This window comes from Bradyrhizobium sp. 18BD (genome assembly GCF_054185225.1).
On record NZ_JAVAYL010000021.1, the window covers coordinates 156,024 to 176,485 of the forward strand.

Below are 20,462 nucleotides of genomic sequence, written 5' to 3' on the forward strand. Positions count from 1 at the left end.
CGATGGCTACTCAATTTGCATCCCAATCCGCGTCGGTGTCGCCGACGGCGGCGGAGCTCGATCGCGCCTTGCGCGATGCCTCCCCCGCGGAGGTCGTCGCGGCCGCGTTGAAGGCGGTCGGGCGCGACAAGCTCGCGCTGCTGTCGTCCTTCGGCACGGAATCGGCGACGCTGCTCAAGGTGGTCGCCGACGTCGATCCGGCGATCCCGGTGATCTTCCTCGACACCGGCTGGCTGTTCGAGGAGACGCTGGCCTATCGCGACACGCTGGTCGCAATGCTGGGCCTCAAGGACGTCCGCTCGGTCAAGCCGTCCGAGGAGACGCTCTCTCAGAAAGATCCCGATCGCGACCTCTGGTTCTCCGACCCCGACGCCTGCTGCCGCATTCGTAAAGTGGAGCCGCTGGCGCGCGCGCTGAAGCCGTTCGATGCCTGGCTCAACGGCCGCAAGCGCTTCCAGGGCAATGCGCGCACCGACATTTCGGTGGTTGAGGACGACGGCGTACGGTTGAAATTCAACCCCTTCGCCAATGTCTCGCGCGAGGAACTCGAAGCGATTTTCGTCCGCGCCAAATTGCCGCGTCATCCACTTGCAGCGTCCGGTTTTCGCTCGGTTGGGTGTATGCCTTGCACCAGCAGAACGGCCGAAGGTGAGGATGAGCGCGCGGGTCGCTGGCGTGGCCGGGCCAAGACAGAATGCGGCATCCACACGATGAAGATTTCGTAGCACAGGCGAGCTGCGAGCTAGCGAACAAGAAAATCGGGTTCCGTTGACTTGAGAGCGTTTCGCCCTGAGTTATGCCCGCGTGCCATCGACGACGATGAAGCCGTCGAGGTGAATGGAGATGGACATGATGCGCCGTATCGTTCCGCTCGCGGCAGGACTGCTGTGGGCAAGCTCGGCTCTCGCCGCTGACATCAACCTTCTGAACGTGTCGTACGATCCGACGCGCGAACTCTACGTCGAGTTCAACAAGGCGTTCGCGACCGCCTATCAGAAGGAAACCGGCAAGAGCGTCGAGATCAAGCAGTCGCATGGCGGCAGCGGTTCGCAGGCGCGCGCGGTGATCGACGGGCTGCAGGCCGACGTGGTGACGCTTGCGCTCGCCTATGACATCGACGCCGTCGCGAGCAAGGGCCTGACTGCGCCCGACTGGCAGAAGCGTCTGCCGCAGAATTCATCACCCTATACCTCGACCATCGTGTTCCTGGTGCGCAAAGGCAATCCCAAGGGCATCAAGGACTGGGACGATCTGCTCAAGCCGGGCGTTGCCGTGATCACGCCCAACCCGAAGACCTCGGGCGGCGCGCGCTGGAATTATCTTGCAGCCTGGGGCTTTGCGCAGAAGAAATACGGCTCGGCCGACAAGGCCAAGGAATTCATCGGCAAGCTGTTTCAGCAGGTGCCGGTACTGGATACCGGCGCGCGCGGGGCGACCGTGACCTTCGTCGAGCGCGGCGTCGGCGACGTGCTGCTGGCCTGGGAGAACGAGGCGTACCTGGCGCTCAAGGAGTTCGGTCCGGAGAAATTCCAGATCGTGGCGCCGCCGCTGTCGATCCTCGCCGAGCCGCCGGTCGCGATCGTCGACAAGGTTGCCGAAAAAAAAGGCACCCGCAACGCCGCTGACGCCTACCTCCAGTACTGGTACACCAAGGAAGGGCAGGAGATCGCCGCGCGCAATTTCTATCGCCCGCGCGATGCCGAAGTCGCTAAAAAGTATGAAAACGCCTTCGCAAAGGTCGAGCTGTTCACGATCGACGACGTATTCGGCGGCTGGACCAAGGCGCAGAAGGAACATTTTGCCGACGGCGGCGTCTTTGATCAGATCTACAAGAACTGATCGGGCGCTGTCGGAGGGGCAGTAGGGGGCCTGGTGAGCGTAATTGCAGCACGACGACGGACATTGCCGGGCTTCGGTCTCACGATGGGACTGACGCTGACTTGGCTGTCGGTCATCATCCTGATTCCGCTCGCCGGCCTGTTCCTGAGATCGCTGGAGCTGAGCCCCGAGCAGTTCTGGAACATCCTCTCCAGCCGCCGCACCCTGAATGCCTTGCGGGTCTCGTTCGGCCTCGCTTTCGCGGCGGCCTGCGTCAATCTCGTGATGGGGAGCATCATCGTCTGGGCGCTGGTGCGCTACCGCTTTCCCGGCCGGCGCATCTTCGATGCCATCGTTGATGTGCCGTTCGCGCTGCCGACGGCGGTGGCCGGCGTTGCGCTGACGGCGCTGTTCGCCGAGAAGGGCTGGCTGGGTGCGCCGCTCGCCGCGCTCGGCATCAAGGTGGCGTTCACGCCGGTCGGCATTTTCGTCGCCATGATCTTCATCGGTATTCCGTTCGTGGTCCGCACCGTGCAGCCGGTGCTGCAGGATCTCGACCCCGAGATCGAGGAGGCCGCGGGCAGCCTGGGCGCCAGCCGCTGGCAGACCATCATCCGCGTGATCCTGCCCTCGCTCGCGCCGGCGTTGCTCACAGGCCTCGCGCTCGCCTTCGCGCGCGCGGTCGGCGAATACGGCTCGGTGATCTTCATCGCCGGAAATCTGCCCAACATCTCCGAGATCGCGCCGCTCCTGATCGTGATCCGTCTGTCCGAATTCCGCTACGCCGACGCGACCGCCATCGCGGCGGTCATGCTCGTCGTGTCCTTCGTCATCATCTTTGCGGTGAACCGGCTCCAGCGCTGGGCGCAGAGCCGGATCCCGGCGCGCTGAGGCCGATCATGACGATGCAGATCGCAGAGCCCGTCTCGCTGACTTCGCCCGATGCGCGTGCGCATGCGGCGGCGGCGCGCGACAGTCTCCGCACCGAGCCGCCTGTGGTGCGGGCCGTCATCATCGCGCTGGCGGTGATCTTCCTCAGCATCTTCGTCGTGCTGCCGCTCGCCCTGGTGTTCGCGCAGGCGTTCTCACGCGGCGTCATGGCCTATCTCGCCGCGCTCGCCGAGCCGGAGGCGATGGCTGCGATCAAGCTGACGTTAATCGTCGCGGCGATCTCGGTCGGCCTCAATCTCATCTTCGGCCTCGTCGCCTCCTGGGCCATCGCCAAGTTCGAATTCCCGGGCAAGACCTTCCTGATCACGCTGATCGACCTGCCGTTCTCGGTGAGCCCCGTGATCTCGGGCCTCGTCTTCGTGCTGCTGTTCGGCGCGCAGGGTTATTTCGGCAACTGGCTGCGCGACCACGACATCCAGATCCTGTTCGCGGTGCCCGGCATCGCGCTCGCCACCACCTTCGTGACCTTCCCCTTCGTGGCGCGTGCGCTGATCCCCTTGATGCAGGAGCAGGGCACGCAGGAAGAGGAAGCGGCGATCTCGCTCGGCGCCTCCGGCCTGCAGACCTTCTTCCGCGTCACGCTGCCCAACATCAAATGGGGCGTGCTCTACGGCGTCCTGCTCTGCAACGCGCGCGCGATGGGCGAGTTCGGCGCGGTGTCGGTCGTCTCCGGTCACATCCGCGGCGAGACCAACACCATGCCGCTGCTGGTCGAGATTCTCTACAACGAGTACCAGTTCGTCGCCGCCTTTGCGATCGCCTCGCTGCTGGCGATGCTGGCGCTGATCACGCTGATCGCCAAGACCATCCTCGAACGCCACCTCGACGAAGGACAGGACGTCAATGACCATTGAAGTCAAGAATCTCGTCAAGAAGTTCGGCAGCTTCGCCGCGCTCGACGGCGTCGACCTCAAGGTCAATGACGGCGAGCTGCTGGCGCTGCTCGGCCCTTCGGGCTCCGGCAAGACCACGCTGCTGCGGATCATCGCCGGCCTCGACTGGCCTGACGCGGGCGAAGTCTCCTTCAACGGCGAGGACGCGCTGGCGCAGGGCGCGCGCGAGCGTCACGTCGGCTTCGTGTTCCAGCACTACGCGCTGTTCCGCCACATGAGCGTGTTCGAGAACGTTGCCTTCGGCCTGCGCGTGCAGCCGCGCGCGATCCGCAAGGACGAGGTGACCATCCGCGCGCGCGTCAAGGAGCTGCTCGATCTCGTGCAGCTCGACTGGCTCGCCGACCGCTATCCGAGCCAGCTCTCCGGCGGCCAGCGCCAGCGCATCGCACTTGCCCGTGCGCTCGCGATCGAGCCGCGCATCCTGCTGCTCGACGAGCCCTTCGGCGCGCTCGATGCCAAGGTGCGGAAAGAACTGCGCAAATGGCTGCGCTCGCTGCATCACGAGATCCACGTCACCTCGATCTTCGTCACCCACGACCAGGAGGAGGCGCTCGAAGTCGCCAACCGCGTCGTGGTGATGGACAAGGGCAGGATCGAGCAGATCGGCTCGCCCGACGACGTCTACGAGACGCCCGCGACAGCGTTCGTCCACGGCTTCATCGGCGAGTCCATCGAGCTGCCGGTCCAGGTCGAGGGCGGCGTCATCAGGCTCGGCGACCGGCCGCTGCGGCTCGCGGCGGACGGGCTTGCGCCTGGCGCGTCAAAACTGTTCGTGCGGCGACATGACATGCTGGTCGGCCCGCCCGGCAGCGGCGCCTTCGAGGGCGCCGTGCAGCACGTCCGCAATTTCGGCCCCGTGCAGCGGGCCGAGGTAGCGCTGTCGGGTGGCGGGACCATCGAGATCGACGCCCCCCGCGACAAGGAACTGCGCGCCGGCGACACGATCGGCCTCGAGCCGCGCCGCTACCGGATATTTGCAGGCGCCTGAGCCGATCGAAGGGGCGAATTTTCCGCAAAATTCACCTTTCAGCCACGGTTGGTATGCAACAACGGCCCTTCCTCTGGGGGCTTCGATTCATGCGCGCTGCGGCGGCGATACTCATTCTTTTGCTTCTCGCCGGCTGCGCCGGCAACGAGGCGCCGATCCAGCAGCAGCCGTCGATGTATGCCGACATGGCGGTCCCGGGCTCCAAGCTCGATGCCCAGGCGGCCGCGATCATGATTTCGCAATACCGCCAGAACAACGCCCTTGGCACCGTCGTGATCGACACCGATCTGATGCGGCTTGCCGAATCCCAGTCCAACGCCATGGCTGCGGCCAACAAGATGGACCATGACGTCCGTGCGCCCTTGGCCAAGCGCCTTGCCGCCGGCGGCTATCCCGCAACCGTCGCGGTCGAGAACATCTCGGCCGGCTATCATACGCTGGCGGAAGCGTTTTCCGGCTGGCGCGACTCGCCTCCGCACCGCGCCAACATGCTCAAGGGCGGTGTCACAAAATTGGGCATCGCGGCGAGCTATGCTCCGGGCACCAAATACAAGGTGTTCTGGACCATGATCCTGGCCGCCTCGGAGCCCCGATAAGCCAGACTTGATCCCGGGATGCATTGACGCCGCGGCGAAACTGTCGCCACGGTGGCTCGCCTTTTGCTATTGTTCCCCGATGACCGATTACAGCCCGGAATCCACCAGCGTCCCCGCTAATGCGCAACGTGTCCTGGTCCTGCAGGGCGGTGGTGCGCTCGGCTCCTATCAGGCCGGCGCCTTTCAGGCGCTGTGCCATTTCGGCTTCGAGCCGGATTGGGTCGCCGGCATCTCCATCGGCGCGGTCAACGCCGCCATCATCGCCGGCAATGAAGGCCACACCCGCGTCAAGCGGCTCAAGGAATTCTGGGAGATGGTCTCCGCGCCGGTGCCGTGGAAGCCGATCGGCAAGAGCGATCACAGCCGCGAGCTGTTCAATTCGACCAGCGCCGCGCTGATCGCAACCTTCGGCGTGCCGGGCTTCTTCGTTCCGCGCGTGCCGCCTGCGCCGATGTGGCCGCCGGGCCATCCCGAGGCGGAAAGCTATTACGACACCGCGCCGCTGAAGAAGACGCTGGAACGGCTGGTCGATTTCGACCGCATCAACGATCTCAAGACGCGCTTCTCCGTCGGTGCCGTCGGCGTCACGTCGGGCAACTTCAAATATTTCGACAATTACGAGTTCAAGAAGCTCGGCAAGAAGATCGGCCCCGAGCACATCATGGCCTCCGGCGCGCTGCCGCCGGGCTTTCCGTCCGTGGTCATCGACGGCGAGCATTACTGGGACGGCGGCATCGCCTCCAACACGCCGCTCGACTACGTGCTCGATGCCGAGGTCGGTCGCGACATGCTGATCTTCCAGGTCGACCTGTTTTCCGCGCGCGGCGACTTGCCGAATTCGCTGCTCGAGGCCACCGAGCGCGAGAAGGACATCCGCTTCTCCAGCCGCACGCGAATGAACACCGACAAGAACAAGCAGCTGCACAATGCCCGCAGGGCGGTGCGCGACCTGATTTCCAAATTGCCCGATTATCTCAAGAACGACCCTTCCGTCGAATTCCTTGCCAAGGCATCACGTGAGAGCACCGTCACGGTGGTGCATTTGATCTACCGCAGCAAGAACTACGAATCCTCGTCCAAGGATTACGACTTCTCGCATGTCGCCATGGTCGAGCATTGGGAAGCCGGCGTGCGCGACGTGCATTTGTCGATGCGCCACAAGGACTGGCTCGAGAAGCCGCAATCCGGCGAGACCATGGTGACCTACGATCTCACGGGGGACGTCACCGCGCCCCCTCCAAAAAGGAGCGAATAAGATGGGTACTCTGTCAGGCAAGAACGCCGTCGTAACCGGTTCGACCAGCGGCATCGGCCTTGCTTATGCGCGCGCCTTCGCCGCCGCCGGCGCCAATGTCGTCATCAACGGCTTCGGCTCGCCGGAGGACATCGAGAAGGAGCGCGCCAAGATCGAGTCCGATTTCGGTGTGAAGGCGGTCTATTCGCCCGCCGACATGACCAAGCCGGCCGAGATCGCCGGAATGATCGCACTGGGCGAGAAGTCGTTCGGCTCGGTCGACATCCTCGTCAACAATGCCGGCATCCAGTTCGTCTCGCCGATCGAGGAGTTCCCGGTCGAGAAGTGGGACCAGATCATCGCGATCAACCTGTCCTCGGCCTTCCATGCCATCCGCGCCGCGGTGCCCGGCATGAAGAAGAAGGGCTGGGGCCGCATCATCAACACGGCGTCGGCGCACTCGCTGGTCGCCTCGCCCTTCAAGTCGGCCTATGTGTCGGCCAAGCACGGCATCGCCGGCCTCACCAAGACCGTGGCGCTGGAAGTCGCGACCCACAAGATCACCTGCAATTGCATCAGCCCGGGCTATGTCTGGACGCCGCTGGTGGAGAAGCAGATCCCCGACACCATGAAGGCGCGCAACCTCACGCGCGAGCAGGTCATCAACGACGTGCTGCTCGACGCGCAGCCGACCAAGGAGTTCGTGACCTCCGAGCAGGTCGCAGCCCTGGCGCTGTTCCTGTGCGGCGATGATGCCGCGCAGATCACGGGCACGAACCTGTCGATCGACGGCGGCTGGACCGCGGAGTAGGCGTTCCGGAACGAGCGGCGCAAACGGCGGGACCATTTCCCGCCGTTTTTCGTTGAATGGCTCGATGCCGTAGGGTGGGCAAAGGCGCACAGCGCCGTGCCCACCATCTTTCTCCAAATGACAAAAGGCGTGGGCACGCTTCCGCCTTCGCTCTTCGAGCTACGGCGGACAAGTCGTTTTTCCCACCCTACGACAGCGAGAGTGGCGCGGCGGCGGCGCTCACGCTCAATGCGTTCGGGCCACCGCTGTCACGATCGCGGACGACAAGTCCAACTCCGCGAACATGATCTTGCCGGCGACCACGAACAGCACGCAGGCCAGCGTCAGGCGCAGCACGGTTTCCGGGACGCGCGTCGCGCTGTAGCTGCCGAGGATGATGCCCGGCAGCGAGCCCATCAGCAAAACCCCCATCAGGGCCCAGTCGACCGAGCCGAGCAGCCAGTGCCCGGCGCCCGCGACCAGCGTCAGCGGCACCGCGTGGGCGATGTCGGAGCCGACGATGGTGGCCATCGGCAGGCGCGGATAGAGCAGCAGCAGCACGGTCACGCCGACCGCGCCGGCGCCGACCGACGAGATCGAGACCAGCCCGCCGAGCACGATGCCGGTGACGACGGTCGCGACGGCCGTGGTGCGTTCGCTGACCTGCTCGAGGCGCTTGCGATAGCGCTCCATGATCGATTTGCGGAAGATCAGCGACGTCGCGGTCAGCAGCAGCGCAAAGCACAGCACGAGGTTGACGAGGCTGCGCTCGGAATCGCTCTTGAGGTCGAGCTTCCACAGTACCAGCAGCGTCAGCGCGCTTGCCGGAATGCTGCCGCAGGCGAGCCGCAGCACGGCAGGCCAGTGCACGCTGCGCGACCAGCCATGCACCACGCTGCCGCCGGTCTTGGTGGCGGCGGCATAGAGCAGGTCGGTCCCGACAGCTGTGGAGGGATGGATGCCGAACAGCAGGATCAGCAGCGGCGTCATCAGCGAACCACCGCCGACGCCGGTAATGCCGACAAGCAGGCCGACGCCGAAACCGGAGGCGACGTAGAGCGGGTCAATCATGTCTGTGGAATCTCAGGTTTATCTCGTCACTTGGGCAATACGACGTAGAATAAATTTCCCCTGGGACGCAACCTCTTGGGGCACAATAGGAAAAATCGTGCTGTAGGCCCCAAACAAGTAGGAATTTCGCCTCCCGGCCCAGGGTCCAGCAAACGCGCCGTTCCCCGGCGCCGGTAGGCGCGTAGCGCCTATTTTCCAAACGCCAGCACGTGCAGGCCGAGCCGCTGCCGCACGATCCAGAACAGCAGCACGGTCTCGAAGGTGAGCGAGATCGAGGTCGCGGCTGCGGCGCCGTGGCCGCCGAAGCGCGGCACCAGCGCGATGCAGAGCACGACATTCATCACGAAGGCGAGCGCGTAGGCCAGCGCACAGATCTTCTGCTGGCCGAGCATGTTGAGCAGGCGCTCCACCGGGCCGATCGCAGCGCGCACGACGAGGCCGATCGCGGCGACGAACATGATGTCGTAGCCGACCGTGAACTGCGGCCCGAACAGCCACAAGAGCGGCTTGCCGAGCGCGAGCAGCACGATGGTCGCCGCCAGCGACGGCCAGAACGTCCAGTTGATGGCATGCGCGACATAGGCCGACAGGCGCGCCTTGTCGCCGCTGGCGTTGTATTCGGCGAAGCGATGTGCGGTCGTCGCCGCCATCGCGTAGTGGATGAAGGAGACCAGCGCCAGCGTCTTCACCACGGCGAAATAGACGCCGACCTCGTCGGACGGGCGGAATTGCTGCAGCACCAGCACGTCGGTGTAGGACAAGAGCAGATAGAAGCTCTCGACCAGCAGGATCGGCAGCGACACGGCGAGCCAGCCGCCGATGTCATAGGCCTTGGGGCCCGGCTCGATGTGATCGGCGAGCTTGCGGTTCAGCACCACCATCTGCCCGGTCATCGCGATCCACACCGCGCCCGCGCTCGCGACCATCGCCGCGACCGCGCCGAGATGATAGCCGAGCAGGAAGGCAGAGGCCGTGATGCCGATGATCAGCGCTTGGCGGATGATGAATTGCGGCATCAGGCCGAGTTGCATCCAGTCATGCGAGCGCGCGATGCCGTCCTGGGTGTTGGCGACGACGAAGGCGGGCAGCGTCATGCAGCCGATATAGAGCGGCAGCTCCTCGGCTGGATTGATCCAGGGTGACAGCAGTTTGACGATTCCGGCGAGGCCGAGCGACATTAGCGTGGAGACGGCAAAGACCAGCCAGCGGCTGCCGGAGAGAAAACCGCGCAGCAGCGCGTGATCGCCGCTGGTGCGGTATTCCGGAATGATCTTTTGCGCGGAGGCCGAGATGCCGAAATCCATCATGCTGCCGAGCAGCAGCACCCAGGTCCAGACATAGACATAGATGCCGTAGTCGGACGTGCCCATCCAGCGCGCGAGCAGAACCTGCGAGAAATAGGCAAGCCCCGCACTGATCACGCGGATGATGAAGATGGTGCCCGCCAGCCGCCGCGTCAGCGACGCCTCGCTCGACCCGTCGGTCAGCTTGCCGCGCAGCCGCGCGATCAGCCCGGCCGGTCCGGTCGTTGCGGGTTCTGCATCCATCACGGCCACGAAGAGTCCCCAAGGCATCCGCATGCGGCAGGCTTGCTGCGGTCGCCTTGGGGCCTATCAACCATTCGTTAAGATTCGGTTGGGTCGCCGATGTTGTCCCGGCTCCAGGCATGAATCAGGCGGCCCTTGGGGCCGCCTGATTTAGCCTCAGAGTGGAAGAGCTATTGGCAGAGATGGCGCATACCGTCAGCACCCTTGTAATAGGTGCCGGGCCTGCAGACGATGCCGTTGCGGGCGGCATACTGGCTCCAGTTGCCGTTCCAGCCGTATTCGCCGCCGTAGCCGCCGTACATGGCGTTGGCATTGCCCCAGCTGCCACCGGGGGCGCCCCAGCTGCCGACGGGAGCGGCCGCCGCCTGGCGATGCGCCGCTCGCCGAGCTGATTGCCGATATCCAGGGGCGCCGTAGTTGGCAGTCGGGGATCCAAGACCCGTGCAGGTGGAGAATTCGGCTTCGCAGACGTCCGGATTGGAGAGGGCTGCCTGTGCTAGTGCATCAGAACTGGACAGGGCGGCTGCCGCAATCACGACCGCGCCAAGAACTTTTAGACTCATCATGGCTTGCTCCGTGCAGTTGGACGTGGCGCAGAATGCCACGTGTAGCAGTAGGCTACCCGGCGCTTGCGAGCCTGACTATGCGACTACGGCAAAAATGGCAGCGCCAAGATTGGGACTGCTTGGGTCCACGAACGGTCATGCTCCGGCTGATCGTGAGATTTCCGCTTGAGCTCAGAGGCTGACGTCTGCGTCTTCTCGAGGATACGTTCTCGTCTGCAATGATGCACGGGGGCCGGGGAGACGGGGAGAGATCACTCCAAATTCGTATTGAACTCGTACGACTTCTCCGGCCCGACCAGCGTGAATTTCAGCGCCGCGCCGTCGGGCTTGGCGCCCGGCGGCAGGCCGTCGAGCTCGAACGAAAACCGCTTCACGCCCGGCGGACTCTCTTTGACCGGCTCCGGGATCGGCAGCGCCCAATCGGGCGTCGGCCCTTCCACGTAGAGATGGACGTTGCGGCTGTCGGGCACGACCACGTCGACCAGCACGTTCTTGGGCCCGTCGCGCCTGACGTCGCGGATGGTGAGCGGATTGGGATCGCCGATCGTGGCGGGCTTCGGCACGGTGTCCAGCGCGGCGCGCAGATTCGCGTCCTCGGTCGAGGCGACGTTGTTGAAGCCGAGCTCGACATTGGCGTCGACGGGAATGCAGAGCTTTTCGCACACCGCATAGTTGATCTCGGCGCGCAGGGTCACCGGCTTGTCGGCGGCCTTGGCGACGATGCGCAGGGGCAGCACGATCTGGTCGTGATAGCCGATCGAATGGCCGCCCGCGCCGTCGTCGAACTTCAGCGGCGCCGGCCACATCACCGTCACCGCCTCGACATTGTCCGACTTCGAGAAGTCGAACCGCGGCGGGACGCCGGAATCACCCGGCATGCGCCAATAGGTCTTCCACCCGGGCTGGAGCTGGAAGGCGATACCGCCGAGCAGCACAGCGCCGCTGCGCGAGCCCGCCAGCAGCCGCACCGCGGAATGTCCGTCACGCTGCCATGGTGAAGAATCATCGGCACGGGCTACCATCGCCAGCGACGACGCAAGCAGGGTTGTCGCGACGCCAATCGCCGCACGCAGGGGAACTTGTGTGAGCATGGCACGTCTTTACAGGGTCACCCCGGGGCAAACCATTGAATTGCTTGTGATGGATGCATTCGAATCAAGTCCCTGCAAGCCTTGATTTGACAGCGGCCCGGCCCGACATCAGGATAGGAATTGAAACCGGAGTGCTTTACCGATGACTCCCACAGGCAAGAGAACGGGCGAAAGCACCCGCAGCGCGGGCCCGCCGCTCCCCAATTCGGGGGGCTATCTCGACGGCCGGCTGCTGATCGCAATGCCCGTGATGGGCGATGAGCGCTTCGAGCGCTCGGTGATCTATCTCTGCGCCCATTCGGCGGAAGGTGCGATGGGCATCATCGTCAATCATCCCGCCGGCAGCATCGACTTCCCCGAGCTGCTGCAGCAGCTCGGCATCATCAAGAAGGGCGAGCACATCAAGCTGCCCGAGAATGCCGAAAGCATGAAGGTGCTGCGCGGCGGTCCGGTCGATACCGGCCGCGGCTTCGTGCTGCACTCCAGCGACTTCTACATCGAGAACGCGACGCTCCGGATCGACGACGGCGTCTGCCTCACCGCAACTGTCGATATCCTGCGCGCGATCGCCAACGGCTCCGGCCCCAAGCACGCCATTCTCGCGCTCGGCTATGCCGGCTGGGCGCCGGGCCAGCTCGAGACCGAGATCCAGAGCAACGGCTGGCTGCATTGCGACGCCGATGTGGACCTGATCTTCGGCGACGACGTCGACGAGAAATACGGTCGAGCCCTGCGCAAGATCGGCATCGACCCCGGCATGCTCTCGAACGAGGCGGGGCACGCGTAGCTTTCCGGTGTGTGTGGGGGCATCGCTCTCACCGCCGTCATTGCGAGGAGCGAAGCGACGAAGCAATCCAGAATCTTTCCGCAGAGAGATTCTGGATTGCTTCGCTGCGCTCGCAATGACGGAGTTGGTTGAGGCGGTCGCGCTCTCGTCATCGGTCGTCCCGTCCTGCGCGGCACAACAGCCAGCTACTCCGCGGCCTGCTGCTGCACCGTCGGCTCGGTCCCCGCCACGGTCGCCCTGCGCATATCGCGCGGCTGCGACTGATCGTAGCGGCGGACGCGGTGCATGGTCTGGCGGTTGTCCCACATCACGAGGTCATGCAGCTTCCATTTGTGGACGTAGACGAACTCTGACTGCGTGGCGTGCTCGTTGAGATCGCGCAGCAGCAGCCGCCCCTCCGGCACGCTCATGCTGACGACCTTGCCGGCATGCGATGACAGATACAGCGACTTGCGACGATGCACCGGGTGCGTCCGCACCAGCCGCTGCAGCACCGGCTTGAACATCTGCTTCTCGTCGTCGGTATATTCGGTGAAGCCGAGCGATCCACGCGAATACATCAGCGAATGCTCGCAGACGAGGTCATCGATCTCCGTCTTGGTCTCGTCGTCGAGCGCGTCATAGGCCGCGCGCATGTCGGCGAATTCGGTGTTGCCGCCCTTCGGGTTCACCACGCGTGCCGACAGCAGCGAGAACTTTGCCGGGATCGGGCGGAACGAGCTGTCGGAATGCCACAGGCAATTGCCGAGATTGAACAGATGCGTGCGGCTGTCCTTGGCCAGCGGCTTGCCGTCCTTGCCGAGATTGGAGACGTCGTTCAGGCCGGACTGGAGCCGGTAATCTTTTTCCTTGGTCACCGTGCCGCCGCGCGCATCCTCGCGCTGACCGAAGTTGAGCGCAAAGGCCATCTGCTGCTCGTCGGTGATGTCCTGGTCGTGGAAGACGAGCACGGCGTACTTGTCCATGGCGGCCTCGACCTCGCGCGCCTCGTCCGGTGTGAGCGGCTTTCGCAGATCGAGGCCGGACACCTCGCCGACAAAATGCGTCTGAAGCTGCCGGATGGCGATCGTCATGGCGTCTCTCCCGCGAACCGCGAGCGGTTGGTCCCGCTCTGCTGGCCCAAAAAGCTACTCTCGCACCCGTGGTTGTCAACGCTCGCCGCGCATGGCTGCCCGTAGCAGGCACGATGTAGCCCGGGTGAGCGCAGCGATACCCGGGAACGGTGCAGGCAAAGTCCCGGATGTCGCTTCGCTCATACGGGCTACGCACCACTGACGCCTCTTACGCATTCCGCGCCATCAGGCCGCCGTCCACCGGGATCACGGCGCCGGTGAGGAACGACGCCGCCGGCAGGCACAGGCTCAGCGTCATATGCGCGACCTCTTCCGGGTCGCCGTAGCGGCCGAGCGCCGTGCGGCGCTTGGCGTAGATGGTCTTGTGCTCCTCCGAGATGCGGTCGGTGATCCCTGTGCGGATCGGTCCCGGGCAGATGCAGTTGACGGTGATGCCCTCGCGGCCGAGCTCGACCGCAAGCGAGCGCGTGAGGCTGGCGACGCCGCCCTTCGCCGCCGAATACGGACTGTGCAAAGCGGTGGCGCCGAGCGCCTCGGTGGAGGCGATGTTGACGATGCGCGGGCTCTTCGACTTGCGCAGGTGCGGCAATGCAGCGCGGATGATGCGCGGATGCGCCGTGAGCATCACCGCGATGGCTTTCGCCCAGGCGTCTTCGTAAGCCTCGTCGTCGATCGCGACGCGCACGGAGATGCCGGCATTGTTGACGATGATGTCGAGCCCGCCGAAATGCGCGGCGACATCGCCGACCACGCGCTTGATCTCGCCGCCGTCGGCGACATCGAGCTTCCATGCTTTCGCCGCGCCGCCGCTTGCCGCGATCTCCTTCGCAACAGCATGCGCACCTTGTTCGTCATAATCGGTGACGGCGACGTTCGCGCCCTCATCCGCGAACACGCGCGCGGTCGCACACCCCATGCCGCTCGCCGCACCCGTGACGAGAACGGTCAGGCCCTTCACCGACCGGCTGAGCTGCTTGAACTCGGACATGGCTGTTTCCTCGTGCCGTCTTGTTTGTTGTTATGATTGACAAGGCTGGCACCGATCCGCAGACAGGTCAAACAAGCAAAACAAAAGGGGAGGCCGCGATGGCGAACGAGCTGGATTTTTCAGGCAAGCAGGTGCTGGTCGTCGGTGGTTCCAGCGGCATCGGCAACGGCATCGCGCAAGCTTTTCGCGCGAGAGGCGCAGCAGTTGCGGTGTGCGGCACGCGCGCTCGTGCAGCGGAATATTCGGCGGGAGAAGGCTCCGATCTCGCGGGTCTTGCTTACGCGCAGCTCGATGTCAGCAATCCCAGCGCGATCGAAGCGTTCGACCCGTCGTTCGACCGGCTCGACATTCTCGTGCTCGCGCAGGGTGCGGTGATCTACCGCCGCGGCGAGTTCGAGATGGCGGGCTTCCGCAAGGTCGTCGAGGTCAACCTCATGAGCCTGATGGCCTGCGCGACGCGCTTTCATTCCATGTTGCGGGATTCGAAGGGCGCGGTGATCATGGTGTCCTCGACCGCGGCCTATCATTCCACCATGGGCAATCCCGCCTACAACGCATCGAAGACCGGCGCGGTCGGATTGACGCGCACGCTGGGCGAGGCGTGGGCCGAGGACGGCATCCGCGTCAACGGCATCGCGCCCGGGCTCGTCGATACCAAGATGACGAAGGTGACGACCGACAATCCCAAGCGGCTCGAAGGTGCCTTGTCGCGCATTCCGCTGCGGCGCCTGGGTACGCCGGCCGACATGGCGGGCGCGGCGCTGTTCCTGGCCTCGCCGCTGTCGTCCTACATCATCGGGCAGACGCTGGTCGTCGATGGCGGGCTTATTCTGTAGCCCGGGTGAGCGGAGCGATACCAGGGAACGGTGCAAGCAAAGTCCCGGATGTCGCTTCGCTCATCCGGGACTACGCGCTACGCCTTCGACACTTTCGTCATTACTTGGAACTGCGCTCCTCCTGATCGGTTACTTGGGCAGACCCCCGAGGAGGAGCATCATGGACAAGGATCGGATTGTCGGATCGGCCAAGGAATTCGCCGGACGTGCGGAAGGCGCCATCGGAGACATGGCAGGCGATGCGCAGACACAGGCGTCGGGCAAGGCGCGCGAAGCCGCGGGCACCGTGCAGAATCTCTACGGCCAGGCCAAGGACGCCGTGCGCGATGCCACCGACACCGCGGCGAGCTATGCCAAGGACGCCTATGACAACAGCGGCGAGACGCTTCGCGACGGCACGCAGGCTCTGTCGAAGAAGGTGCAGGACAATCCGCTCGGCGCGCTGCTCATCGCCGGCGGCATCGGTTTTGCGCTGGCGCTGCTGATGTCGCGCCCCGCGCGCCGTCCGCCGCCGTCGCGCTGGCGTTATTATAGCTAGTAACCAACGCCCCAACTCTCGTGCCCCGGACGCAGCGCAGCACGCAGTGTTGCGCTGCTGGGCCGGGGCCCATTCGTTTCTGAATGTTGTGAGAACTGGGTCCCGGCTCTGCGCAGCAGCGTTACACGCTGCAGCGCGTCCGGGACACGAGACTACCGGAACATCTCGGCCGAACGCCCGACGTTACCCGGCGGACGCGGAATGCCGGGATTGAAATTGGGATTCGGATTGCGCGGCGCCGGGACGAATTGACGCGGCGATGGTGCCGGCTGCGGCGAGCCGAAGCCGAAGAAATCGCGGAATGACGATGACGGCGCCGCCTGCGCCGGCTGCTGCACCACCGGCGGCTTCTTCGGCGCGAGCGGCTTGGGCGGCGCGATCGCCGCAGCGGCCCCCGGCGTGCCCGATGCATTCGGGTTGCTACCTTCGGGCGTCGTCGCGGCCATCGGCGTATCGCCCTTGGCCTGCTCACGGCCGACTTCGCGGCGCGGCCAGGCATAATCGTCGGCGCGGCCGGCCGGCGCCGCCAGCGGCTCACCCTTCACCATCGTCTTCGCGGCGAGCGCATCGACGGCCGCGGGACGCGAGCCCGGTCCGCCCAGCAATTGATCGGTCGTGATCGAGGCCGCGACCAGCGGCACGATCGGACCGGCGAGCGGCCGCGGCGCGGGCTTGCCGGGCTCGGCGCTGGTGTCGGGCGTCGCCGGTTCGCTCGGCAGCGCGATCGGGCCGGAGCGTCCCGCGAGCAGGCGCGTGATCTCGCGCTCGACATAGTGCGCGAGCTTTCGCGCGCCCGGCTTGGTGAAGTAGACGCCGTCGTAGCTGCGGAGCTGACGGATCTGGCCTTCGAAGTCCGGGCCCTTCTGGAGGAAGCGGCCGGCTTCGTCCACGAACCCGTCCCAGACGTCGACATAGGTGATGCCGGCCTTGGCCGCGCCTTCGCGGTAGAGCGAATCCAGGAACAGCATGTCTGCGGTGCCCTTCGGGCCGCGGATCGCGGGCAGGCCGACCCAGAGCACCGGCACGCCCTTACTCTTGAGGACGCCTGCGAGCTCCTCGATCTTCTTGCCGTAGAGCTCGACCCAGCGCTCGTCGCGGAATTCGTAGAGGCCGTTCGGGTTGCGCACGGTCTTCTCCGGCGCTGCGGCCGGCGTGTCGGCGTTGTCGGCGTCGTCCTGCGGCAGGTCGGCATCGGCAGGCTTGTCGTCCGGCTTGGCGGCGACATCGGGCTTGGCCTCGCCGGGCTTGGCGGGTTGCTTGGCGCGCGCGCCCTTGTCGTTCTTCTTGTCCTTGTCCGAGGCCTTGTCGGATTTTTCCGTCACCGGCTCGCGGATCGAGATGCGGTCGTTGAGGCCGAGCATGACGACGATGACGTCGGGCTTCTCGGTCTCGAGGATGCCCTTGGCCGCGGCAGCCCAGTCCGAGGGCTCGCCCTTCGGCTGGTACTTGATCAGGCCGGATGTCGTGCGGTGCTTGCGGATCACGCCCATGTCGGGCTGCTCGCTGTAGGCGTCTTCGAGGCCATAGGCGAGCCAGTCGGCCATGGCGTCGCCGATCACCAGCACGTTCTTGTCGGCAACGGTGTCACGCTTGGCCGGTGAGGGCGCGCGCGAAAAATCCTGGCGCGGTGCCTGCGGCTGTTGCTGCTGGAACGGCGTGAAGAAGTCGCCGCCGAACCAGCCGCCACCGCCTCCGCCGTTACGCGGCGGCGGGGCCTGGCGCTGCGGCGGGCCGCCGAAGCCGGGGAAGTTGAAGAACTGCGCCGAGGCCGGCCCTGCGACCGACACCAAAATCGCAAGCGCCGTCCCCAGCGCGATCAACGGGCCGGTCTCGGTCAGCGCCTTGAAGAAGGACTTTGGCTTCGACATGCGATCTCGGGCACGCGCAATGGGGATCGGAGTTGGTTCGATATAATAACGGAATCAGGCGCCAAACGGGCAGATTCCGTTGCAGATTCTTTGACAGATTCTTGACCTCATACACCGGGGAACAGCCGCTCCCGTCAAGGCAGCCAGGTAAAATCCCTGTTCAGGGTTACTTTCGGCGCGATTTTACCGCCCGCGCAGCCTGTCCAGCACGTCGGAGGAGGCAAATCCGTCCGCGGGGACCCCGATCGAGGCCTGGAAATTGCGCAGGGCCTCCCGGGTCTGGCCGCCGAACTGGCCGTCCGGGGTACCCTTGTAGAAGCCGCGCTGGGCGAGAAGCTGCTGCAGTTCCAGCCGCTCGGTGCGCGACAGCTCGCGCTCCTGCCGCGGCCAGGGCTGCACGAAGGGTTGTCCGCCGCGCAAGCGGTCGGCGAAATGGCCGATCGCGAGCGCATAGGCCTCGGCCGGGTTGTACTTCATGATGACCCGGTAGTTCTGCAGCATCAGGAAGCCCGGGCCCTGCGCGCCTGCGGGCGCCAGCAGATAGGCTTTCTCCGCCGGGTGCGGGAAGGGCTGGCCGGTCGGGCGCTTGAAGCCGAGCTTCTCCCATTGCGCAATGGTCATCGCCTTGGCGCGGTCGGCCAGCATGTAGTTGAAGCCCTGGGGCACCACGACCTCGAAGCCCCAGGTCTGGCCGGCCTGCCAGCCGTCCTTCTTGAGGTTGTTGGCGGTGGAGGCGATCAGGTCGGTGGGATTGTCGACGACGTCGCGGCGGCCGTCGCCATCGCCATCCACGGCAAAGCGCTTGAACGCAGTCGGCATGAACTGGGTCGGGCCGAACGCGCCGGCCCAGGAGCCGCGCATCTGCTCGGGCTTGAGGTCACCGCGGTTGAGGATCTCCAGCGCCGACAGGAACTCGTCCTTGAAATAGGCCTGGCGGCGGCCGATGCAGGCGAGCGTCGCGGTCGATTGCAGCACGCTGCGGTCGCCCATCTGCGTCGAGTAATTGGACTCGATGCCCCAGATCGCGGCGATGATGTAGCGGTCGACGCCATAGGCCTTCTCGGTGGCGTCGAACTGCGCCTTGTATTTGGCGAGCACCTCACGGCCCTTGGCGAGGCGGTTGTCGTTCACGAGGATGTCGAGATAGTCCCAGATCGATTTGGTGAACTCGGGCTGCGAGTCCATCAAATCCATGATGCGCAGGTCGGGCGAGAGCCCGGCGGTGAAGCGCTGGAAATTCTCCTGCGTGATGTTGCGGCGTGCGGCATCCGGCCACATCCCTGCGACGCAATTGTCGAAATTGCCGGCCGCCTCGCGGATCGCCGCCGCCGTCATCAGCGGATGGCCGGACGCGCCGTCCTCGCCGGTCCAAGGTAACGCTCCAGTTTGCGCGCCGCCGGGGCCGGGCAGGGCTTGCGACGGCGTCGGATTCGGGCCGGAGAAAATACCGCCGAACAGGTTCGACAGGCCGTTCTGCGCCTGGGCGTGCGCGGAAGCCGGCAGCAGCAAGGCAACCAGCGTTACGCCGGTCACAAATCCAGCACGTTTCGTCAGCGCTGCCACCGATTGCATCATACCTCACCCGTCCGGCCAGAAATCCGCCCTCAGGAGGCCCGGTTACAGTTGCCAATAGCTTAACAAAGATGAAATTTTGTTGGCTGCTTTTTTCTTAACTCTGTGATCGCGAGGCCCCACATCCGCCTTTGTTAGCGGCTGCAAACAGGCTAGCAAGATGACATTGCTCCCGTCACGTATCTCCTCAGGTATTCGATCAATCCCATGAAAATTCGCAAAGCCGTATTCCCCGTCGCCGGCCTTGGCACCCGCGTCCTGCCCGCCACCAAGGCGATGCCGAAGGAAATGCTGACCATCGTCGACAAGCCGCTGATCCAGTACGTCTATGACGAGGCGCGCGAAGCCGGCATCGAGCATTTCATCTTCGTCACCGGTCGCAACAAGAACGTCATCGAAGATCATTTCGACAAGATGTTCGAGCTCGACACGACGCTCGCTGCGCGCGGCAAGAAAGCCGAGCAGGAGATCCTGGCGCAGAACCAGCCGGAAGCCGGCGCCGTCAGCTTTACCCGCCAGCAGGCGCCGCTCGGCCTCGGCCACGCGGTCTGGTGCGCGCGCGACATCGTCGGCAACGAGCCGTTCGCGGTGGTGCTGCCCGACGAGCTCGTGCTCAACACGCCGGGCTGCCTGAAGCAGATGATCGAGACCGCCAACAAGCTCGGCGAGAAATCCAACGTCATCGCGGTCGAGGCGGTGCCCGACCATCTCACCCATCAATACGGCATCTGCGGCGTGGGAAAACGCACCGGCAAGATGTTCGAGGTCGACGGCATGGTCGAGAAGCCGGCCAAGGGCACCGCGCCCTCCAACCTCTCGATCACCGGCCGCTACATCCTGCAGCCCGAGATCTTCAAGATCCTGGAGACGCAGGAGCGCGGCGCCGGCGGCGAGATCCAGCTCACCGACGCCATGATAGGCCTCGCCAAGACGCAGAAGTTCTACGGCGTCGAGTTCGAGGGCGAGCGCCATGATTGCGGCTCCAAGCCCGGCTTCCTCCGCGCCAACATCGCCTACGGCCTGCAGCGGCCCGAGCTGCGCGACGGGCTGATCGCAGAGATGAAGAAGTATCTGGGGCAGTAAGCGCGACCGCTGTCTCCCCGCGCGTCATTGCGAGGAGCGAAGCGACGAAGATTCCATGGGGAGTGGATAGCGACCGGGTCTGAGGCCAGACTGAGGTTGCTGAAGCACTCAACCTGGAGACAACGATGTTGTTCGATCATCTTTCCGACGGACCGGCCGCTATCCGCACGCA

General features: G+C 64.9%; 20 protein-coding genes. 12 read left to right on the forward strand and 8 right to left on the reverse strand.

Going from position 1 to position 20,462, the window contains the following annotated elements; all coding sequences use genetic code 11:
* The first annotated feature begins 2 nt into the window (after nt 1-2).
* The 8 genes from RAD16_RS31965 (at nt 3) to RAD16_RS32000 (ending at nt 7,291) form a co-directional block, all read left to right on the forward strand.
* Nucleotides 3-725 carry a phosphoadenylyl-sulfate reductase gene (locus RAD16_RS31965; protein ID WP_458161801.1) on the forward strand — a complete coding sequence of 241 codons (723 nt, stop codon included), beginning with the start codon at nt 3-5 and terminating at the stop codon, nt 723-725.
* Nucleotides 726-837: 112 nt separating this feature from the next.
* Nucleotides 838-1,839 (forward strand): sulfate ABC transporter substrate-binding protein, encoded by a 1,002-nt coding sequence (locus RAD16_RS31970; protein ID WP_458161803.1) that lies wholly within the window; start codon nt 838-840, stop codon nt 1,837-1,839.
* A gap of 33 nt (nt 1,840-1,872) precedes the next feature.
* Nucleotides 1,873-2,709 carry a sulfate ABC transporter permease subunit CysT gene (gene cysT / locus RAD16_RS31975; protein ID WP_458161804.1) on the forward strand — a complete coding sequence of 279 codons (837 nt, stop codon included), beginning with the start codon at nt 1,873-1,875 and terminating at the stop codon, nt 2,707-2,709.
* A gap of 8 nt (nt 2,710-2,717) precedes the next feature.
* Nucleotides 2,718-3,623 (forward strand): sulfate ABC transporter permease subunit CysW, encoded by a 906-nt coding sequence (gene cysW, locus RAD16_RS31980; protein ID WP_458161805.1) that lies wholly within the window; start codon nt 2,718-2,720, stop codon nt 3,621-3,623.
* Nucleotides 3,613-4,650: a sulfate/molybdate ABC transporter ATP-binding protein gene (locus tag RAD16_RS31985; RefSeq protein ID WP_458161808.1), complete on the forward strand. Its 1,038-nt coding sequence runs from the start codon at nt 3,613-3,615 to the stop codon at nt 4,648-4,650. The genes cysW and RAD16_RS31985 overlap by 11 nt, the downstream gene beginning before the upstream one ends.
* Nucleotides 4,651-4,739: 89 nt before the next feature.
* On the forward strand, nt 4,740-5,246 hold the full coding sequence (locus RAD16_RS31990; RefSeq protein WP_458161809.1) for a CAP domain-containing protein: 507 nt from the start codon (nt 4,740-4,742) through the stop codon (nt 5,244-5,246).
* Nucleotides 5,247-5,325: 79 nt separating this feature from the next.
* Nucleotides 5,326-6,501, forward strand: coding sequence for a DUF3734 domain-containing protein (locus tag RAD16_RS31995; RefSeq protein WP_458161810.1), 1,176 nt, complete (start codon nt 5,326-5,328; stop codon nt 6,499-6,501).
* A gap of 1 nt (nt 6,502) precedes the next feature.
* Nucleotides 6,503-7,291 carry a 3-hydroxybutyrate dehydrogenase gene (locus RAD16_RS32000; protein WP_063694203.1) on the forward strand — a complete coding sequence of 263 codons (789 nt, stop codon included), beginning with the start codon at nt 6,503-6,505 and terminating at the stop codon, nt 7,289-7,291.
* A gap of 225 nt (nt 7,292-7,516) precedes the next feature.
* Here the strand turns inward: RAD16_RS32000 and RAD16_RS32005 are convergent, their stop codons facing one another.
* The 4 genes from RAD16_RS32005 to RAD16_RS32020 all read right to left on the reverse strand — a co-directional run bounded on the left by RAD16_RS32005 (nt 7,517) and on the right by RAD16_RS32020 (nt 11,545).
* Nucleotides 7,517-8,341 (reverse strand): sulfite exporter TauE/SafE family protein, encoded by an 825-nt coding sequence (locus RAD16_RS32005; protein WP_458161811.1) that lies wholly within the window; start codon nt 8,339-8,341, stop codon nt 7,517-7,519.
* A 188-nt stretch (nt 8,342-8,529) separates the two neighbouring features.
* Nucleotides 8,530-9,897, reverse strand: coding sequence for a flippase (locus RAD16_RS32010; RefSeq protein WP_458161813.1), 1,368 nt, complete (start codon nt 9,895-9,897; stop codon nt 8,530-8,532).
* A 161-nt stretch (nt 9,898-10,058) separates the two neighbouring features.
* The gene (locus RAD16_RS32015; protein WP_458161814.1) at nt 10,059-10,454 is read right to left on the reverse strand and encodes a hypothetical protein; all 396 of its coding nucleotides are present in this window, start codon (nt 10,452-10,454) and stop codon (nt 10,059-10,061) included.
* Nucleotides 10,455-10,705: 251 nt separating this feature from the next.
* Nucleotides 10,706-11,545: a protein-disulfide reductase DsbD domain-containing protein gene (locus RAD16_RS32020; protein WP_458161815.1), complete on the reverse strand. Its 840-nt coding sequence runs from the start codon at nt 11,543-11,545 to the stop codon at nt 10,706-10,708.
* 142 nt (nt 11,546-11,687) lie between these two features.
* On the opposite strand from RAD16_RS32020, the gene RAD16_RS32025 reads away from it, so the two are divergent.
* A complete protein-coding gene (locus RAD16_RS32025; RefSeq protein WP_458161816.1) occupies nt 11,688-12,332 on the forward strand; it encodes a YqgE/AlgH family protein in 645 nt (214 codons plus the stop codon).
* 185 nt (nt 12,333-12,517) lie between these two features.
* On the opposite strand, the gene RAD16_RS32030 is transcribed toward RAD16_RS32025, so the two are convergent.
* Complete coding sequence (locus RAD16_RS32030; RefSeq protein WP_458161817.1) at nt 12,518-13,405, reverse strand: TauD/TfdA dioxygenase family protein; 888 nt, start codon at nt 13,403-13,405, stop codon at nt 12,518-12,520.
* Between the two features lie 208 nt (nt 13,406-13,613).
* Nucleotides 13,614-14,393: an SDR family NAD(P)-dependent oxidoreductase gene (locus RAD16_RS32035; RefSeq protein ID WP_458161818.1), complete on the reverse strand. Its 780-nt coding sequence runs from the start codon at nt 14,391-14,393 to the stop codon at nt 13,614-13,616.
* 98 nt (nt 14,394-14,491) lie between these two features.
* Between RAD16_RS32035 and RAD16_RS32040 the strand changes: the two genes are divergently transcribed.
* Both RAD16_RS32040 and RAD16_RS32045 read left to right on the forward strand, forming a co-directional pair.
* Nucleotides 14,492-15,229, forward strand: coding sequence for an SDR family NAD(P)-dependent oxidoreductase (locus tag RAD16_RS32040; protein ID WP_458161819.1), 738 nt, complete (start codon nt 14,492-14,494; stop codon nt 15,227-15,229).
* A 160-nt stretch (nt 15,230-15,389) separates the two neighbouring features.
* On the forward strand, nt 15,390-15,767 hold the full coding sequence (locus RAD16_RS32045) for a CsbD family protein (RefSeq protein ID WP_458161820.1): 378 nt from the start codon (nt 15,390-15,392) through the stop codon (nt 15,765-15,767).
* Between the two features lie 152 nt (nt 15,768-15,919).
* On the opposite strand, the gene RAD16_RS32050 is transcribed toward RAD16_RS32045, so the two are convergent.
* Both RAD16_RS32050 and RAD16_RS32055 read right to left on the reverse strand, forming a co-directional pair.
* Complete coding sequence (locus tag RAD16_RS32050) at nt 15,920-17,635, reverse strand: SGNH/GDSL hydrolase family protein (RefSeq protein WP_458161821.1); 1,716 nt, start codon at nt 17,633-17,635, stop codon at nt 15,920-15,922.
* Nucleotides 17,636-17,818: 183 nt separating this feature from the next.
* Complete coding sequence (locus tag RAD16_RS32055; protein ID WP_458161827.1) at nt 17,819-19,207, reverse strand: lytic murein transglycosylase; 1,389 nt, start codon at nt 19,205-19,207, stop codon at nt 17,819-17,821.
* Nucleotides 19,208-19,414: 207 nt separating this feature from the next.
* Between RAD16_RS32055 and galU the strand changes: the two genes are divergently transcribed.
* A complete protein-coding gene (galU, locus tag RAD16_RS32060; protein ID WP_458161822.1) occupies nt 19,415-20,290 on the forward strand; it encodes a UTP--glucose-1-phosphate uridylyltransferase GalU in 876 nt (291 codons plus the stop codon).
* The last annotated feature ends 172 nt before the right edge of the window (nt 20,291-20,462 follow it).

What these genes read in the sequence shown, in the direction of transcription:
- RAD16_RS31965 (WP_458161801.1), top strand. Translation starts at nt 3, where the DNA reads ATGGCTACTCAATTTGCATCCCAATCCGCGTCGGTGTCGCCGACGGCG.
- RAD16_RS31970 (WP_458161803.1), top strand. Translation starts at nt 838, where the DNA reads ATGGAGATGGACATGATGCGCCGTATCGTTCCGCTCGCGGCAGGACTG.
- cysW (WP_458161805.1), top strand. Translation starts at nt 2,718, where the DNA reads ATGACGATGCAGATCGCAGAGCCCGTCTCGCTGACTTCGCCCGATGCG.
- RAD16_RS31985 (WP_458161808.1), top strand. Translation starts at nt 3,613, where the DNA reads ATGACCATTGAAGTCAAGAATCTCGTCAAGAAGTTCGGCAGCTTCGCC.
- RAD16_RS31990 (WP_458161809.1), top strand. Translation starts at nt 4,740, where the DNA reads ATGCGCGCTGCGGCGGCGATACTCATTCTTTTGCTTCTCGCCGGCTGC.
- RAD16_RS31995 (WP_458161810.1), top strand. Translation starts at nt 5,326, where the DNA reads ATGACCGATTACAGCCCGGAATCCACCAGCGTCCCCGCTAATGCGCAA.
- RAD16_RS32000 (WP_063694203.1), top strand. Translation starts at nt 6,503, where the DNA reads ATGGGTACTCTGTCAGGCAAGAACGCCGTCGTAACCGGTTCGACCAGC.
- RAD16_RS32005 (WP_458161811.1), bottom strand. Translation starts at nt 8,341, where the DNA reads ATGATTGACCCGCTCTACGTCGCCTCCGGTTTCGGCGTCGGCCTGCTT.
- RAD16_RS32015 (WP_458161814.1), bottom strand. Translation starts at nt 10,454, where the DNA reads ATGATGAGTCTAAAAGTTCTTGGCGCGGTCGTGATTGCGGCAGCCGCC.
- RAD16_RS32020 (WP_458161815.1), bottom strand. Translation starts at nt 11,545, where the DNA reads ATGCTCACACAAGTTCCCCTGCGTGCGGCGATTGGCGTCGCGACAACC.
- RAD16_RS32025 (WP_458161816.1), top strand. Translation starts at nt 11,688, where the DNA reads ATGACTCCCACAGGCAAGAGAACGGGCGAAAGCACCCGCAGCGCGGGC.
- RAD16_RS32030 (WP_458161817.1), bottom strand. Translation starts at nt 13,405, where the DNA reads ATGACGATCGCCATCCGGCAGCTTCAGACGCATTTTGTCGGCGAGGTG.
- RAD16_RS32035 (WP_458161818.1), bottom strand. Translation starts at nt 14,393, where the DNA reads ATGTCCGAGTTCAAGCAGCTCAGCCGGTCGGTGAAGGGCCTGACCGTT.
- RAD16_RS32040 (WP_458161819.1), top strand. Translation starts at nt 14,492, where the DNA reads ATGGCGAACGAGCTGGATTTTTCAGGCAAGCAGGTGCTGGTCGTCGGT.
- RAD16_RS32045 (WP_458161820.1), top strand. Translation starts at nt 15,390, where the DNA reads ATGGACAAGGATCGGATTGTCGGATCGGCCAAGGAATTCGCCGGACGT.
- RAD16_RS32050 (WP_458161821.1), bottom strand. Translation starts at nt 17,635, where the DNA reads ATGTCGAAGCCAAAGTCCTTCTTCAAGGCGCTGACCGAGACCGGCCCG.
- RAD16_RS32055 (WP_458161827.1), bottom strand. Translation starts at nt 19,207, where the DNA reads ATGCAATCGGTGGCAGCGCTGACGAAACGTGCTGGATTTGTGACCGGC.
- galU (WP_458161822.1), top strand. Translation starts at nt 19,415, where the DNA reads ATGAAAATTCGCAAAGCCGTATTCCCCGTCGCCGGCCTTGGCACCCGC.